Annotated in this window: 13 protein-coding genes; 3 read left to right on the top strand and 10 right to left on the bottom strand. The window is 73.3% G+C overall.

What is annotated here, in order from left to right; genetic code table 11:
- Nucleotides 1-17: 17 nt before the first annotated feature.
- Nucleotides 18-686, top strand: coding sequence for a leucine efflux protein LeuE (gene leuE, locus E9934_RS14700; RefSeq protein ID WP_136563655.1), 669 nt, complete (start codon nt 18-20; stop codon nt 684-686).
- A 24-nt stretch (nt 687-710) separates the two neighbouring features.
- On the opposite strand, the gene E9934_RS14705 is transcribed toward leuE, so the two are convergent.
- Nucleotides 711-1,631, bottom strand: coding sequence for a cation diffusion facilitator family transporter (locus E9934_RS14705; RefSeq protein ID WP_136563656.1), 921 nt, complete (start codon nt 1,629-1,631; stop codon nt 711-713).
- 199 nt (nt 1,632-1,830) lie between these two features.
- Between E9934_RS14705 and E9934_RS14710 the strand changes: the two genes are divergently transcribed.
- A complete protein-coding gene (locus E9934_RS14710; RefSeq protein WP_158295015.1) occupies nt 1,831-3,675 on the top strand; it encodes a sensor domain-containing diguanylate cyclase in 1,845 nt (614 codons plus the stop codon).
- Nucleotides 3,676-3,751: 76 nt separating this feature from the next.
- Here the strand turns inward: E9934_RS14710 and E9934_RS14715 are convergent, their stop codons facing one another.
- Nucleotides 3,752-4,393, bottom strand: a complete 642-nt coding sequence (locus E9934_RS14715) for a TetR/AcrR family transcriptional regulator (RefSeq protein WP_136563658.1) — start codon at nt 4,391-4,393, stop codon at nt 3,752-3,754.
- A 126-nt stretch (nt 4,394-4,519) separates the two neighbouring features.
- On the opposite strand from E9934_RS14715, the gene E9934_RS14720 reads away from it, so the two are divergent.
- On the top strand, nt 4,520-5,731 hold the full coding sequence (locus E9934_RS14720; RefSeq protein WP_136563659.1) for an oxygenase MpaB family protein: 1,212 nt from the start codon (nt 4,520-4,522) through the stop codon (nt 5,729-5,731).
- Nucleotides 5,732-5,747: 16 nt separating this feature from the next.
- On the opposite strand, the gene E9934_RS14725 is transcribed toward E9934_RS14720, so the two are convergent.
- From E9934_RS14725 to E9934_RS14760, 8 genes are all read right to left on the bottom strand, one after another.
- Nucleotides 5,748-6,563, bottom strand: coding sequence for an ABC transporter permease subunit (locus E9934_RS14725; RefSeq protein WP_136563660.1), 816 nt, complete (start codon nt 6,561-6,563; stop codon nt 5,748-5,750).
- Nucleotides 6,560-7,498, bottom strand: a complete 939-nt coding sequence (locus tag E9934_RS14730; RefSeq protein WP_136563661.1) for an ABC transporter ATP-binding protein — start codon at nt 7,496-7,498, stop codon at nt 6,560-6,562. Before E9934_RS14730 ends, E9934_RS14725 begins: the two co-directional genes overlap by 4 nt.
- Nucleotides 7,495-10,170 (bottom strand): DUF4153 domain-containing protein, encoded by a 2,676-nt coding sequence (locus tag E9934_RS14735; protein WP_136563662.1) that lies wholly within the window; start codon nt 10,168-10,170, stop codon nt 7,495-7,497. Before E9934_RS14735 ends, E9934_RS14730 begins: the two co-directional genes overlap by 4 nt.
- A complete protein-coding gene (locus tag E9934_RS14740; RefSeq protein WP_136563663.1) occupies nt 10,167-10,865 on the bottom strand; it encodes a response regulator transcription factor in 699 nt (232 codons plus the stop codon). The genes E9934_RS14735 and E9934_RS14740 overlap by 4 nt, the downstream gene beginning before the upstream one ends.
- Nucleotides 10,866-11,012: 147 nt before the next feature.
- Entirely contained in the window at nt 11,013-11,963 is a 951-nt protein-coding gene (locus E9934_RS14745; RefSeq protein WP_238694974.1) for a DMT family transporter, read from the bottom strand.
- A complete protein-coding gene (locus tag E9934_RS14750; RefSeq protein ID WP_136563664.1) occupies nt 11,960-12,496 on the bottom strand; it encodes a TOPRIM nucleotidyl transferase/hydrolase domain-containing protein in 537 nt (178 codons plus the stop codon). The genes E9934_RS14745 and E9934_RS14750 overlap by 4 nt, the downstream gene beginning before the upstream one ends.
- The gene (locus E9934_RS14755) at nt 12,493-13,179 is read right to left on the bottom strand and encodes a VOC family protein (protein ID WP_136563665.1); all 687 of its coding nucleotides are present in this window, start codon (nt 13,177-13,179) and stop codon (nt 12,493-12,495) included. The genes E9934_RS14750 and E9934_RS14755 overlap by 4 nt, the downstream gene beginning before the upstream one ends.
- A gap of 62 nt (nt 13,180-13,241) precedes the next feature.
- On the bottom strand, nt 13,242-14,840 hold the full coding sequence (locus tag E9934_RS14760; protein WP_136563666.1) for a hypothetical protein: 1,599 nt from the start codon (nt 14,838-14,840) through the stop codon (nt 13,242-13,244).
- Between the last annotated feature and the right edge of the window lie 27 nt (nt 14,841-14,867).

Genomic DNA, 14,867 nt, shown 5'->3' on the forward strand with positions numbered 1-14,867 from the left:
TCGGCCACACTGATCCCATGCTGGGCATCACCGACCTGTCGACGTACCTCGTCGGACTGGTGCTGATCATCCTGCTGCCCGGCCCGAACTCGCTCTACGTCCTTTCCGTCGCCGCCCGCCGTGGCACCGGCGACGGCTATCGGGCCGCGGCCGGCGTGTGGACGGGCGACACCGTGCTGATGGTGCTGTCCGCCGCCGGGGTCGCGTCACTGCTCAAGACCAACGACGTCGCCTTCTCCATCGTGAAGTACGCCGGGGCCGGCTATCTCGGCTTCCTGGCGATCACCATGCTGCGGGGCGCGTGGGCGCTGTGGCGCAGCCGGCGGAGCGTCGCGGAGGAGGTCGAGGACGCCGCGTCCGAGCACGGCGTCGCGTCGACACCCGGCGAGCGGCCCTATCGCCGCGCGCTCGTGATCAGCCTGCTCAACCCGAAGGCGATCCTCTTCTTCGTCGCCTTCTTCGTGCAGTTCGTCGACCCGGACTACAGCCGCCCCTGGCTGTCGTTCCTCGTCCTCGGCGTGCTCTGCCAGATCGCCAGCGTCGCCTACCTGAGCGCCCTGATCTTCGGCGGCACCCGCCTCGCCGACGCCTTCCGCCGCCGCAGGGGGCTCTCCGCGGCCGGGACGTCGACGGTCGGCGCGGTCTTCCTCGGCTTCGCGATCAAGCTGTCGCTGACCCAGGCCTGACCCGGCTCGGCGGCCGGTCCCGCATCACCAGGTGACGGCGTCGCAGGCGGCGGAGCGGTGCCCCTCGACCTGGAGGGTGGCGTGCTCGATCGCGTGCTCGTCGCGGAGCACGGCCTGGCCGGCGACGAGGGCAGCATCGGCGTCGGCGCCCTCGGCGAGCACCAGGTGGGCGGTGGCGACGTGCATGCCGGAGGTGAGCGTCCACACGTGCAGGTCGTGCACGTCGCAGACGCCGGGCACCGCGGCGAGCGCGCCGGTGACCGCGTCGATGTCGACCCCGACGGGGACGTGCTGGCCGAGGACCGCGAGCACCTCCCGTCCGAGCATCACCGCCCGCACCGCGACGAAGGCGCCGATGGCGAAGGCGACCGCGGTGTCCCACCAGCCGTCGCCGGTCGTGCTGACGAGGACACCGGCGACCAGGACCCCGACACTGCCCGCCGTGTCGGCGACGACCTCGAGATAGGCGCCCCTGACGTTGAGCGAGTCCTTGGCACCGGCGCGCAGGAGCAGCAGCGCGATCAGGTTGACCACCAGGCCGAGGCCGCCGACCAGCAGCATCGGACCGGCGTCGACGTGCGGCTCGGCCCCGATGCGCCGCACGGCCTCGAGGACGACGTACGCCGAGACACCCAGCATCAACAGGACGGCGAGTCCGGAGGCGAACACCTCGGCGCGATAGGAGCCATACGTACGACGCCCGGTGCTGTCCGCTCGGGTGGCGATCTTGGTGGCGACGAGCGCGGCGCCGAGTGCGACGACGTCGGCGGCCATGTGGCCGGCGTCCGAGATCAGCGCGAGGGAGCCGCTGAGGATGCCGGTGACGAGCTCGACCACGAAGAAGACCGCGATGAGCGCGAACGAGCACGCCAGCCGCCACCGGTGCCGGGCACCGGCGTGTGCCGGGGATGCCCCCTGGTGGCCGTGTCCGTGTCCGACACCCATGTCCGATCCGCCTCTCCGCGGCTTCCGGGCCGTGCCGGCCCGCCGGTCGCCACGCTACCGGCGCCCGGCGGCACCGCGGCGGTGACGATGACAACACCCGCCCGAGCCCCTCAGGGACGGCGTTTCGGTACCGATGAGACTCCGGAGGTGGGATCGTCGTACCTCAGCGGGCGATGCCCGACCGCGACCAGGAGACGAGATGGACCGGAACGCCGGCACGCCGCCGACGCAGCCGACGCGCCTGCACGGGCTCGTGGGGCGTGCCGGACTGCCCGGCTTGGTCGCGGGCACCCTGTCCCTCCTCGTCGTGCTGGCGATGCTGGGCTATCTGGCCCTGATCCTCCAGCCCCGGCTCGCCGATCTCCGGCAGGGCCAGCAGGCGGCCCGCGACAGCAATGTGGCGATGCTCGACCAGGAGACCGGCGTCCGGGGCTACCTCACCACCGGCGAGCAGGAGTTCCTGGAGCCCTATGAGGGCGGTCTGGCCACGGTCAAGGAGGTGGAGGACGACCTCGTCGAGTCGTTGCGCGCCCATCCCGACCTGGTGACCGCGGCGATCCACAGCATCACCACGGCCCACGAGTGGCAGACCCAGTGGGCCGTGCCGGCGGTCGGCACGGGCCCCGGTGGAACCGAGGCCGATCAGGACGGCGACGGCACCCTCGACGCCGCCGAGACTGCGGCGTTCCTGCAGACGGGCAAGGACCTCTTCGACGCCTACCGGGTGGAGGACGAGGCCCTGCGCGAGGACATCAAGGCCGAGATCCGCGACACCGAGGGCAATATCGTGGTGACACTGGTGGTCGGCGGCGGCATCCTGCTGGTCCTCGGGGTCGGCTCGATCGCCGGCCTGGTGCGGAGCCGACGGCGGCTGCAGCAACTCGTCGTCGCGCCCATCGACGACCTCACCGCCACCGTCGACCGGGTCCGTCGCGGCGACCTGACGTCGGCGACGACGCCGAACTCCGGCGTCGTGGAGATCGCCGCGCTGTCCGACGGCGTCTCGGCGATGACCGTGTCGCTGGCCGAGCGGGCCGAAGCGGCCGAGCGCCGCGAGCGGGAGCTGGCTCACCGTGGCGCGCGGCTCGAGCGGGTCCTCGAGCTCAGCCGCGACCTCAACGAGTCGCTGAGCCTGCGCTACACCACGCTGCGCCTGGTCAACGCCGTCCGCGACCTGGCCGGCGCCGCCCGCGCCGAGCTGTGGCTGCAGCGCGACGGCGGGCAGGAGCTGGTCCTCTTCGAGACCTCGGAGGACGCCGGACTGCGGCGCGGACCGCAGGGCGGCGACGGACCCGAGGTGGTCGAGTTCGGCGCCGGCCCGATCGGGCGGGCCGCCCGCTACGGCCGGGCGCTGCCGCTCGACGAGATGAGTACGTCGGACGGGGAGACCTCGAGCGGCGTCGCGATCCCGATGGTGGTGGGTGCCCGGGTCGTGGCGGTGGTCGCCATCGTCGGCAAGGACGAGGAGGCGCTCGACCTGAGCCTGCTGGACGGCCTGCTGCTGCAGGGCGCCTCGGCGATCCAGGCCGCCCAGCTGCACACCGAGGTCGAGGAGATGTCGCGCCGCGACGCCCTCACCGGTCTGGCCAACCGCCGCCAGTTCGACGCCGACCTGCTCAACGAGGTCGAGCGCGCCCACCGCTACGGCCGTCCGCTGGCGCTCGTGATGATCGACCTCGACCACTTCAAGCGGATCAACGACGTCTACGGTCACCGCCGCGGCGACGAGGTGCTCCAGGACGTCGCCGGCCTGATGACGACCGGCCTGCGCGAGATCGACCACTGCTACCGCTACGGCGGCGAGGAGCTGTGCGTCCTGATGCCCGAGTGTTCGGTCGAGGAGGCCCGCGAGGCCGCCGATCGGATCAGGGAGCGGGTCGCGACCAGCTTCCCCTGGGCGATCCAGTCACCGGTCACCCTCTCCGCCGGCGTCGCCGGCCTGCAGGAGGGCGTCGACCCGGCAGCCCTCGTCGGGACCGCCGACCAGGCGCTCTATGCCGCCAAGCACGCCGGCCGCAACCAGGTCCACGTCGCCGGCCCCTGAGCATCGTCCCGTGCGGATCTGTCGTGGATCTCGACCGGCGACGACCGAACTGCACGGGACGACGGGCTAGCTGTACCTAGGAGCGGAGCATCGGGACCAGGTAGCGGCGGGCGATGTCGGCGAGCTGGTCGCCGTCGTCGAGGTCGACGTGCGGGCTCGGCGTCATCAGCAGGGAGCCGGAGATACGGACCATCAGGTCGGCGACGACGTCGACGTCCACGTCGGCACCGACGTGGCCGGCGTCCTGCTCACGGCGCAGCTGACCGGCGAGGAACTGCGACACCATGACCATCGTGCGACCGCCCTCGCCGAGGATCGTCGGGACGACCAGCTGGGGATCGGCCGTCATCAGGCCGCGGATGAGCGGGTTGTTGCGGATGGCTGTCATCGAGCCGACGAACCCGACGGCGACCCGGTCCTCGACGGTGTGCGCGGAGGAGATCGCGGCGAGGAACTGGTTGAAGTAGGCGCGGAACTCGCGGAAGACGACCTGCTCGACCAGCGCCTCCTTGGACTCGAGGCGGCGATAGACCGTGATCCGCGAGAGTCCGGCGGCTCGGGCGACGTCCTCCATCGTGGTGCGGGCAAAGCCCTGGCGGGCGAAGAGGTCGCGGGCGGCGTCGAGCACCTCCGCGTGGGGGTCGTCCTCGGCAGGACCGGCCGCGGCCGTGAAGGCCCGCTCGATGAGCGAGGAGGGATCCTCGGCGGCCGACGTCATGACCCCATCCTCTCGCGTCGGCGGTCACGCCCGTGCACCGCGGGGGGTTGTGACCCGGACCACAGTCATGATACACAGATACACACAACGTATCTGCGTATCATCTGACGACCTAGGGGTCCACGAATGACGTCACTCAGCAGGCGCGGCATGCTCCTCGGGGGCAGTGCCCTGGGCGCGGTCGGAGCGATGGGCGTCGTCGCGCCCGAGGCCTGGAGCTGGTCGCCGACCGGCTCCGTCATCGGCACCGGCACGGGCGCCGACCCGCACTGGGTGTGGGACGCCAAGGCCGACCCGCTCGTCGCCTCGCTCTTCGAGCGCGGCGAGATCGACCGGGTCAACGAGCTCCTCGCCGGCTGGACCCACAACGACCAGCCGCTGCCGGCCGGTCTCCCCGAGGACCTCCGGGTGTTCCTGGAGGAGGAGCGGCAGCTCCCGTCGTGGGCCGACCAGACCAAGCTCAACCGCGTCTTCAGCTTCTATGAGCGCCGTGGGCTCTATCTTGGCGTCCTCTACGGGCTGGGCAGCGGGATGATGAGCACGGTCATCCCGCGCGAGGCCAAGGCGGTCTACTACTCCGCCGGCGGCGCGGACATGAAGGACCGCATCGCCAAGACCGCCAAGCTCGGCTATGACATCGGCGCGCAGAACGCCTTCGGCCCCGGCGGGCAGATGGTCGTGACCTGTCTCAAGACCCGCCTGACCCATGCCGCCGTACGCCACCTCCTGCCGGCATCGGGCCACTGGCGCGCCTCGGCGGAGGAGGAGCTGCCGATCAGCCAGGCCGACATCATGGTCACCTGGCACAGCCTGGCGACCTTCAGCATGAACAAGCTGACCGCGTGGAACGTGCCGATCTCCAGCTCCGACTCGGCCGCCTTCCTGCACCTGTGGCAGATCACGGCGCACATGCTCGGCGTCGACGACGAATACATCCCGGCCACGTGGAGCTCCGCCAACGCCCAGTCGCGGCAGGTGCTCGACCCGATCCTGGCGCCCACGCCCGAGGGCATCGAGCTGGCGCACATCCTGCTCAACCTCGCCAGCGAATACGACGGCGGGCTCACCAAGCCGATGCTGCAGTCGTTCACGCGCTACTGCCTCGGCGACCAGATCGCCAACTGGCTGCAGATCCCCCGGCAACCGACCGACGCGATGGTCAGCACCGGCTGGCCACCCTTCGTCGCGGCTCGCGAGGCCGGTCTGTGGTTCCCGTTCGTGCCGCAGGGCTACTGGTTGTTCGACGAGTTCATCCGTCTCGCCGTGCTGTTCTTCCTCGGCGAGGGCGAGACCGTCAACATCACCATCCCGACGGGCAACAACCCCAACTACGGCTGAGCCGGTCCGGCGTCGGTCAGCGGTCGGCGTCGGATCGCAGCAGTCGCGCCCACCCGAGCGCGAGCGCCGCGAGGGCCCACCCGGCCAGGATCATCCGCGCGTCCGCGGTGGAGTGGCCGGCCGGGCCCTCGCCGACCACGAGCTGGATGGCGCTGGTGCCGGGCAGCACGTCGGCGACCTGCTGGGCCCACGCGAAGGGGAAGTTGCCCAGCAGCAGGGGCAGGACGAGCATCAGCGCCAGGGCGGCGACCACCGCGCCCGCGGTGCTGCGCAGCAGCAGGCCGAGCCCGATCGCGAGGAGTGCACCGGAGGCGTCGACGTAGGCCACCGCCAGCAGGGTGTCTGTCCCCTCGTCGACCGAAAGGGCGAGCTGTCCCGCCATCGCATGGAGCACCACGCCGGCGAGGAGGGCGAGGGCGACGCCGAGCACGGTCGTCGTCACCGCCACCACACCGGTGCGCGCCGTGAGCAGGACGGCGCGGCGCGGCGTCCACTGCAGGGTCGGCACGATCCCTCCCGTGGCGTGATCGGCGGTGGTGCTGACGGCCGCCGTCGCCAACAGCACGAAGAGGCCCAGCAGCGCCATGATCTGCGCGCCCTCCCACACGGTCTCGCCGGGCCGGGTCTGGCCGACGCCGCGGGCGTCGTGGCCCGCCAGCAGGGCCATCGCGGTCGTGCCGAGCAGAGCGGCCGCGGCGAACAGCCACGTCGTGCGCACGGTCCACAGCCGCTGCCACTCCGCGCGCAGCGTCCGCGCCAGGACGGTCGGGCTGGACGGGGTGGTCGGGGTGGACGGGTCGGCAGGCGCGGCGGTGGTGCTCGGGCTGGTCACGAGGCGGCTCCTGCGGTGGCGGTGATGGTCGTGGTGCGGCCGGCGTACTCCGCCGCACCCTCGGTCAGTTGGACGTAGGCGCGCTCGAGCGACTGCTCGACGTCGCTGAGGTGGTGCACGGCGATGCCCAGCGCATGGGCGCGATCGCCGACCGCGGGGGCGGCGAGACCGGTCACCTCGAGCTCGTCGGGCCCCGATCGGGTCACGTCGTCGGCGTCCGCGGCGAGGGCGACGGAGAGCCGGTCGGGGTCGGGGGTGCGGACCCGCACCCGGGCGCCACCCAGGCCGCGCAGCATCTCCGCGACGGAGACGTCGGCGACCAGCCGGCCGCGGCCGATGACCACCACCTGGTCGGCCACCAGCTGCATCTCGCTCATCAGGTGGCTCGAGACCAGGACCGTGCGGCCCTCGTCGGCGAAGCCGCGCAACAGGTCCCTGATCCAGCGCACCCCGTCGACGTCGAGCCCGTTGACCGGCTCGTCGAAGACCAGCACCTCCGGATCGCCGAGGAGCGCCGCGGCGATCCCGAGCCGCTGGCGCATGCCCAGCGAGTAGCCCTTGATCCGCCGCTGCCCGGCAGCAGCCAGGCCGACCCGGTCCAGCACCTCGTCCACCCGGCGCCGGGGCAGCCCGTGGGTGGTGGCCGCGACCCGCAGGTGGCCACGCCCGGTGCGTCCCGGATGCATCGCGTCGGCGTCGAGCAGCGCGCCCACCACGTGCAGCGGCGCGGCCAGGCCCGCGCAGCGACGCCCCGCGACCAGGGCCTCGCCCGAGGTCGGCCGGTCCAGGCCCAGGACCATCCGCAGGGTGGTGGACTTCCCGGCGCCGTTGGGGCCGAGGAAGCCGGTCACCTTGCCCGGCTCGACGGTGAAGCTCAGGTCGTCGACCGCGCGGACGGCGCCGTAGTCCTTGGTCAGGTGGCTCACGGTGATCATCGGATCGCCTCCTCGCGGGGATCGGGGCAGACGACGTCGTCGCTGGCCGGGATGTCGGAGGCGGAGAGGTCGGCGCGGGCGCGCCCGAGGTTCCACTCCAGCCAGTCGTCGTCGGACAGATGGCGACCGAAGAGGGCGCACGCCCGCTCGATGGCCGGCAGGTCGTCGTACTCCGGGACGGCGTCCTCGGACAGCCCCTGCAGGTAGGTCCAGTCGACCTTGCCGTCGCTCTCGTAGCGGTCCAGGTTGTGCCGCGCGATCCAGGCGTCCGGGTTGATCGCCGCGATGCCGAGCACGGCGGCGACGCCGGTGAGGAGGGCGAAGCGGGCCAGCCAGCGGCCGTTGAGCGCGATCCCGCTGACGAGCACGGCGAGGACCAGCAGGCCCAGCCAGCCCTCGAAGACATCGACGAGCAGCCGCAGCCGGGTGAAGCCGTAGGCCTCCTGATAGAGCGCCATCCGGTGCAGCGCCGACGCGACCACGACGAGGGTGAGGACGCACAGCAGGCCGAGCGAGCCACGCAGCCAGGCCCGGTCGGCGGCCGTCTCGCGCGGCGCCTTGCGGGCGGCCGCCCAGATCACGACCAGGGTGAGCGCGGTGGCGACGGTCAGCTGCCCGAAGCCCTGGTGCACGTAGTCGGCATAGGTGAGGCCCGTGGTGCGCCGCAGGTAGTCGTGCCCGCCGAAGACGACGGTGGCCTGCGCGGTCAGGAAGGCGGCGAAGACCGCGATCACCACGCCCACGGGTGCGAGCCACTCATAGCGGCGGGTGACGGCCCGCCGCTCGCCGACGCGGTCGACGGTCGGGGGGTTGAGGGCGACGTACGCCGCCGCGAGCACGGCGCCCGCGACGAACACCGTCACGAAGATCCGCGCCACGAACAGGTCGGCGGTGAGGTCGGGCACGACGGCGTCGACCCACTCGGCGAGCAGGGCGTCGGCCGAGGCGAAGAGCAGGCCGAAGACGACGAGGCCGAGCACTGACCAGACGACCGTGCGCAGCAGCGCGGCGCCGTGACCGAGTCCGACCAGCCCGCTCAGCGTTCGGCCCAGCCAGGGCAGGCCGCGCAGGCCCGCCAGCGGCCAGGCGAGCGCGGACAGGACGAAGCCGGGCAGGGTGCGGCCGCGGGTCACGCCGACCACGCAGACCAGTCCGCCGGCCAGGACGCTGAGCACGGCGATCCACTCCGCGTCGCGCACCGTCGGCACGACGGCGAGCGCGGCGCACAGCGCCGCGCAGGCGAGGGTGAACGGGTCGCGGCGCTGGGGGCTCGCGGTCAGTACGACGGCGCCGCCGGCGAGCAGCACGAGGCTGGTGCCGAGGCCGAAGTCGCGGTCCGGGATGACGATCGCGGCCAGCAGCCCGACCGCGAGCGCACCGGCGAGCAGGCCGATCCGGGCGGGGACGTCGCGGCCGGCCCACAGGGCGTCGAAGACGTCGTCGAGCAGGGAGGGCGTGGACGGCGTGGTCACCGGGCGGGACTCGGCCGGGGCCGGGCTGACCGGGCTGACCGGGCTGGTGGGGGGTGGGGGTGGGGGTGGCACGGGCTCCTCCGAGGGGAGTGTCGAGGGGCGGGGCATCGAGGGGCGGGGGGACGCGAGGGGCAGCTCGACGCGCACGCGCGCGCCGGGGCCGGGGTCGGGGCCGGGGGCTGGGGCGGGGTCGACGAAGCTGATCCGGCCGCCGTGCAGGTCGGTGACCCAGCGGGCGATGGCGAGGCCGAGACCGGTCCCACCGCCGCCCTCGGTGGCCTGGAGGGTCCCGAAGGCCTCGAAGACCCGCTCGCGGTCGACCGGCGACACCCCCGGGCCCTGGTCGCTGACCTCCAGCCGAACGCCGTCGCCGACCCGCTCCGCGACCACGCGGACGACGCCGCCGGCGGGGCTGTGCCGCGAGGCGTTGTCGAGCAGGTTGGCGACCAGCTGGCCGAGTCGACCGGGGTCGGCGGACAGCGTCAGGTCGGAGGGTACGGCGACGTCGTACTCCACGGCGCGGCCGAGGGTCGCGACCTCGGCGACCGCCTCGGCCACCAGTCCGGCGAGCGCCACCGGCTCGGCGCGCAGCGGCGCCTTGCCGGCGTCCACGCGGGCGAGGTCGAGCAGGTCCTCGACCAGGGCGCTCATCCGCTCGGCCTGGCGCAGCACGGTCGCCAACGCGTCGGGGTCGGACGGTGCGACGCCGTCGACGAGGTTGTCGAGCACGGCGATCAGCCCGGCCAACGGGGTGCGCAGCTCGTGGGAGACGTTGGCGACCAGCTCGCGCCGCTGGCGGTCGACGTCGGCGAGGTCGCGGGCCATGGTGTTGAAGGCACGGGCCAGGTCGCCGACCTCGTCACGCGAGGTCTCGTCGACCCGGACGCCGTAGTCGCCGGTCGCCATCCGCCGGGCGGCTGCCGTCATCTGGCGCAGCGGTGAGGTCATCCCCACGGCCAGCAGCTGCGTGACCCCCAGCGCCAGCGCGATGGTGACGGGGATGCTCAGCCACGCGGCGACGCCGGCCGATGAACCAAGGCTGGCGATGCCGGCCGCGACGGCGGCGCTGATCGCGACGAGCAGGCCGAGCTTGACCTTGAGCGAGGTGACGACGGCGAGGGGCTGCGGCGGACCGGCAGGCTGGGTCGGGGTCGGGGTCGGGGGCGGGGTCGGGGTCGGGGTCGGGGTCGGCGGTGTCATCGCACGGCCTCGACGTCGAGGGCGTAGCCGACACCGTGCACGGTGCGGACCAGGTCGGCGCCGATCTTGGCGCGCAGGCCCTTCACGTGGCTGTCGACCGTCCGCGTGCCGGTCGCGCCCGGCCAGCCCCACACCTGCGCCATCAGCCGGTCGCGGCCGACGACGGCGCCGGGCTCGGCGGCCAGGCAGGCGAGCAGGTCGAACTCCGTCGGCGTCAGGTGCAGCTCCTCCCCGGCTCGCCAGACGCGGCGTCCGGCCTGGTCGATGCGCAGCTCGCCGAGCTCCAGCGGCCGCCGGCCCGCGAGCTCTCCGGCCCGCTCGACCCGGCGCAGCAGCGCGGAGATCCGGGCGACCAGCTCGCGCATCCGGAACGGCTTGGTGACGTAGTCGTCCGCGCCGACGCCGAGGCCGACCAGCACGTCGGCCTCCTCGGCCCGCGCGGTCAGCATGATCACCGGCACCGGGCGCTCGGCCTGGATCCGCCGACAGACCTCGTGGCCGTCGTAGCCCGGCAGCATGACGTCGAGCACCACGAGATCGGGCGCCTGCTCGCCGAAGACCGCGACGGCGCCGGGGCCGTCCCACGCCCGGACCACGTCGTAGCCCTCGGCGACGAGACGGTCGGAGAGGGCCTGGTTGATGACCGGGTCGTCCTCGACGACCAGCAGGCGGCGCCGCACGGGCTCAGGGCTCATGCCTCGAGGCTAGGAGGCAGAAGGGTCGGAAGTGGCGTAGGAGATGTGGAGGTTCGGTGGAGATCGCCGGCCCCTGTGCGTCGTCCCGTGCGGTTCTGTCGCCAATTCGACGGCGGGACGACCGAAGCGCACGGGACGACGCTCCGGTCAGGGCAGGGGGTGCTGCTCGCGCGGACGGAGGCCGACGACGGCGGCGAGGATCAGCGCACCGCCGACCAGGGCCGGCGCGGTGAGGCGCTCGTCGAGCAGGGCGGCGGCGAGCAGGGCCGCCGACAGCGGCTCGACCAGGGTGGCGACCGTGGCGGCCGAGCCCGAGGTCGTGCGCAGCCCGGCATAGAGCAGGCCATAGGACAGCGCCATCGTCGCGACTCCGAGATAGACCAGGAGCGTCCACGATCCGATGCCCTCGACCAGCACCGGATCGCCCGCCACGACCGCGACCACCAGGAAGGGCGCGAGCGCGACGGCGCCGACGCTCGTGGCGCAGGTGGTGAGCGCCAGCGGGTCGACACGCTGGGCGAGCGTGTGGCCGACCACCGTCGTCGCGGCGTACGTCGCCCCGGCCGCGACCGCGAGCGCCAGCCCCAGACCGGGTCGGTCGCCGGGGGCACCGGTCCCGTGACCGCCACTCGCGGCGATCAGCACGAGCCCGGCCAGGGCGGCGGCCAGGACGACGACCTCCCGGGCCGCGGGCCGCGTCCGCTCGACGAGGTGCTCCCAGCTGGCCGCGAGCAGCGGCGCCAGGCCAAGGGAGACCACGGTCGCGACGCTGACGCCGACCATCAGGACGGAAACGAAGTAGAGCCCCTGGTAGGCCGCGGTGCCGCAGCCGACGACAACGGCCAGCACCGGGTGCTCGCGCATCGTCGCGACCACCGAGCGCATCCGTCCGGCGACAGCCGCGAGCAGCAGCAACGCCGCCGCGCCCAGCGCCATCCGCCAGGCGCTCGCGGTCATCGCGCCGAGGCCGTCGCGCTCGTGGATCACCGTGACGACCAGGCCACCCGTCCCCCACAGCACGGCGGCCACGCAGACCTGGAGCAGTCCGATCCCGCTGCCGGTGACGCCCGCGCGGGGCATGGCGGGCCGGTCGGTCACCCGGTCACCGTAGCCAGTGCGTCGCGCAGCACCGCCGGCACCCGAGCCGGCGCCAGGCCTTCGACCAGCAGCAGGGCATAGCGCTCCTTGCGGCCACTCGTCGTGCCCCAGAAACGACGCAGCACGTCGACCTCGTCCCGCTCGCGGTGGAACGGCTGGCCGGTCAGGATCTCCCACTTCGGCAGGTCGCCCGCCGCCTCCACCACGGCGAGCGCGCCCCGGACCCCGCCGTGCGCGCGGACCAGCTCGTCCTCCAGGTCGCGGTCGCACGCGAAGCACGGCAGTGCGCGGTCCGGGAAGCGCGCCACCGTCCGCCGGACGTACGACGCCTCGCCGATGTCGTGCAGCAGCGCGACCCGCGCCGCCGGGTCGGTGCGAGGAAGGTGGTGGCCGAGGTTCGTGATCCCGCCCATCGGCCGGATCACGACACCGGTCGCCGCGAGGTCGACCCCGAGCACCGCGGCAGTTGCCTCGAGCGCGACCCGGTCGCTCTCGCCCTCGACGAGGAGCAGCCTCTCGGCGGCGGCGTTCACGTCATCGGCGCCGGCAGCAGGGACAGCTCGTGACCGTCGGGATCGACCAGCCAGGTCCCCTCCCACCGGGCGCCGAGGTCGAGCAGGCGGGCCAGCTCGGCGTCGTACTCCCCGGACGGGGCGTGCAGCTCGAACCGGACCGGGTTGAGGCCGTGCTTCGGGTCGTGGGGCGGGCCGCCCCAGGCGATCTTGGCGCCGCCCTCGGGATGCTGGATCGCGGTCTCCTCGTCCTGGTCCCAGACCAGCGGCCAGTCGAGCGCGGCGGCCCAGAAGAGCCCGCAGTCCCGGCTGCCGTCGCAGGACACCCCGCCGAGGAGGCCGCACCCGGCGAGGAAGCGGTTGCCGGGCGGCAGGACGCACAGCTCGTTGCCCTCGGGGTCGGCGAGGACGGCGTGACCCTCCTCCGGCGTCTGCCCGACATCGATGTGCCGCCCACCCGCCGCCAGTGCCCGCTCGATCGTTGCCGCCATCGCCTCGGCCGACTCGCTGGTCAGGTCGAAGTGCGCCTGGTTGCCGCCCCACTTCTCCTCCCGGCCGGGCAGGAAGCGGATCCGGAAGCGGGCCGGCGGTTCCGGCACCAGCTCGTGCCCCTCCGCGCGCCACCCGAGGACGTCGGCCCAGAAGGCCGTCAGGCGCCCCGGGTCGTGGGCGTCCATCGTGATCGCGTGGAGGGTGGCAGGCATGGTCCCTCGACGCTAGGTCGGTGGCGCGAGACCCGCAACGGGATTGGAAAACGCGCGGGTACCTAGCCGCCGTCGCGGACCCGCACCATTCCCGCCAGCGTGGCGACGAAGGCGGAGCCGTCGGGGGCGAGGGTGACGGCCGCGTAGTTGTTGTTGAAGAGGGTGCCGATGCCGGTGCGGACGGAGAAGGCGTGGCGTCCGGTGCGGGCGTCCATGGCGGTGAGGTACCAGGCGTTGACGCCCCACCAGCTCGACCGCTTCGTGTAGGCGTAGACGAGGCCCGTCGCCAGCGACATCTTCGCCACCGAGGTGGGGCCGGTGACCTCGTTGGTCCAGACGGTCTCGCAGGTCCGGGTCGCGGCGTCGACCTCCACCCGGGCGAAGCCGGTGGAGGTGGAGCGACCGAGGATCGTCGACTGCGGTCCGGCGTACCCGTGGTTGTTCTCGACGACCACGGCGTTGCGGTCGACGAGGACCAGCGAGTTCTCGGTGGCGCTCTCGTCGTCGGCGAACACGGGCGCGGAGCAGACGACGGAGCCGTCGGACTGGCGCAGGAAGACGACGTTCATCCGCGGGTCGGCGTTGTCGGTGATCGCGACCAGGCCGCCGGGCATCAGGGTCGGCGTCGTGCCGCTGCCCTGGCTGAGCTGGCCGGTCTTCACCTCGCTCCCCCGGTCGTACGCCGCCTCCCACACGATCCGCACGTCCCGGCCGACCGCGCGGAGCTTGACCAGTCGCTCCGTGGTGACGACGTAGACGCCGCCGTCGGAGCCGACCGAGATCGAGTTGGCGATCTCCTCACCGAGGTCGATCCCGGCGACCCGTTGGCGGTTGGCGATGCCGACCCGGCCGTCACGGGTGACCCACCAGGTGCCCTTGCCGGTCCAGTCGGCCATCAGCGCGATGAGGCAGTCCTCCTCGGGGATGGCGTCGCTGAGGTCGATCGCGGACTCGGTCAGCAGCGCCGGCTCGCCGTCTCCGTCGCTGGTGCGGACGGTGACGATCCGGCGGTCGGTGGTGGCGACGACGGCGCGGTCGTCGGCGTCGAGGTAGAAGTAGGAGCCGCCGCACAGGTTCTGCCACGGCTTGCGGCCGCGACCGTCGCCGCGCTCGGGGAGCTCGAGGGTCGCGGACAGGTGCATCGAGTCGGGGTCGATGACGTGCATGATCGCGCCGCGCAGGTTGCCGCACAGGGCGATCAGCCGCTCGTGGGAGTCGAAGGCGAGGGTGGCGCACTCCTTGACGCCGTACCACGCGGTGTCGACCTCGGGCTCGTCGCCGAGCGGCCCCGGCCCGGCGTAGGCGTCGCTCGACCAGCCGTCGTCGTGCATCGAGCTGGTCCCGTTGGGCGAGAGTCCGGGGTGCTGCGGGAGGTCGACGTCGACCGGTCGCGCGGTCGCGGGGCTGCCGCGGTAGGACGGGGTGACCAGGGCGCCGCCGCCGGGCGGGATCGGCAGCCAGCCGTCGGGCAGCAGCACCACCAGGCCGGTGAGCGCGAGGACGCTGCCGGCCCAGGCGAGCACGACCCGGCGGGTCGGCCGCAGCCACGACCGCACCTGCGGGAAGCCGAGCGCCACGAGGGCGAGGAGCAGCACCCACGGGCCGATCGCCCAGTAGGCGAGCGCCACGCCGACGAGCGCGGCCGTGCGTTGGAACCTCATCGCATCCTCCGGGTCGTCCGCGCTCAG

The sequence above is a fragment of the Nocardioides caeni genome, from assembly GCF_004912195.1.
Classification (GTDB): Bacteria; Actinomycetota; Actinomycetes; order Propionibacteriales; family Nocardioidaceae; genus Nocardioides; species Nocardioides caeni.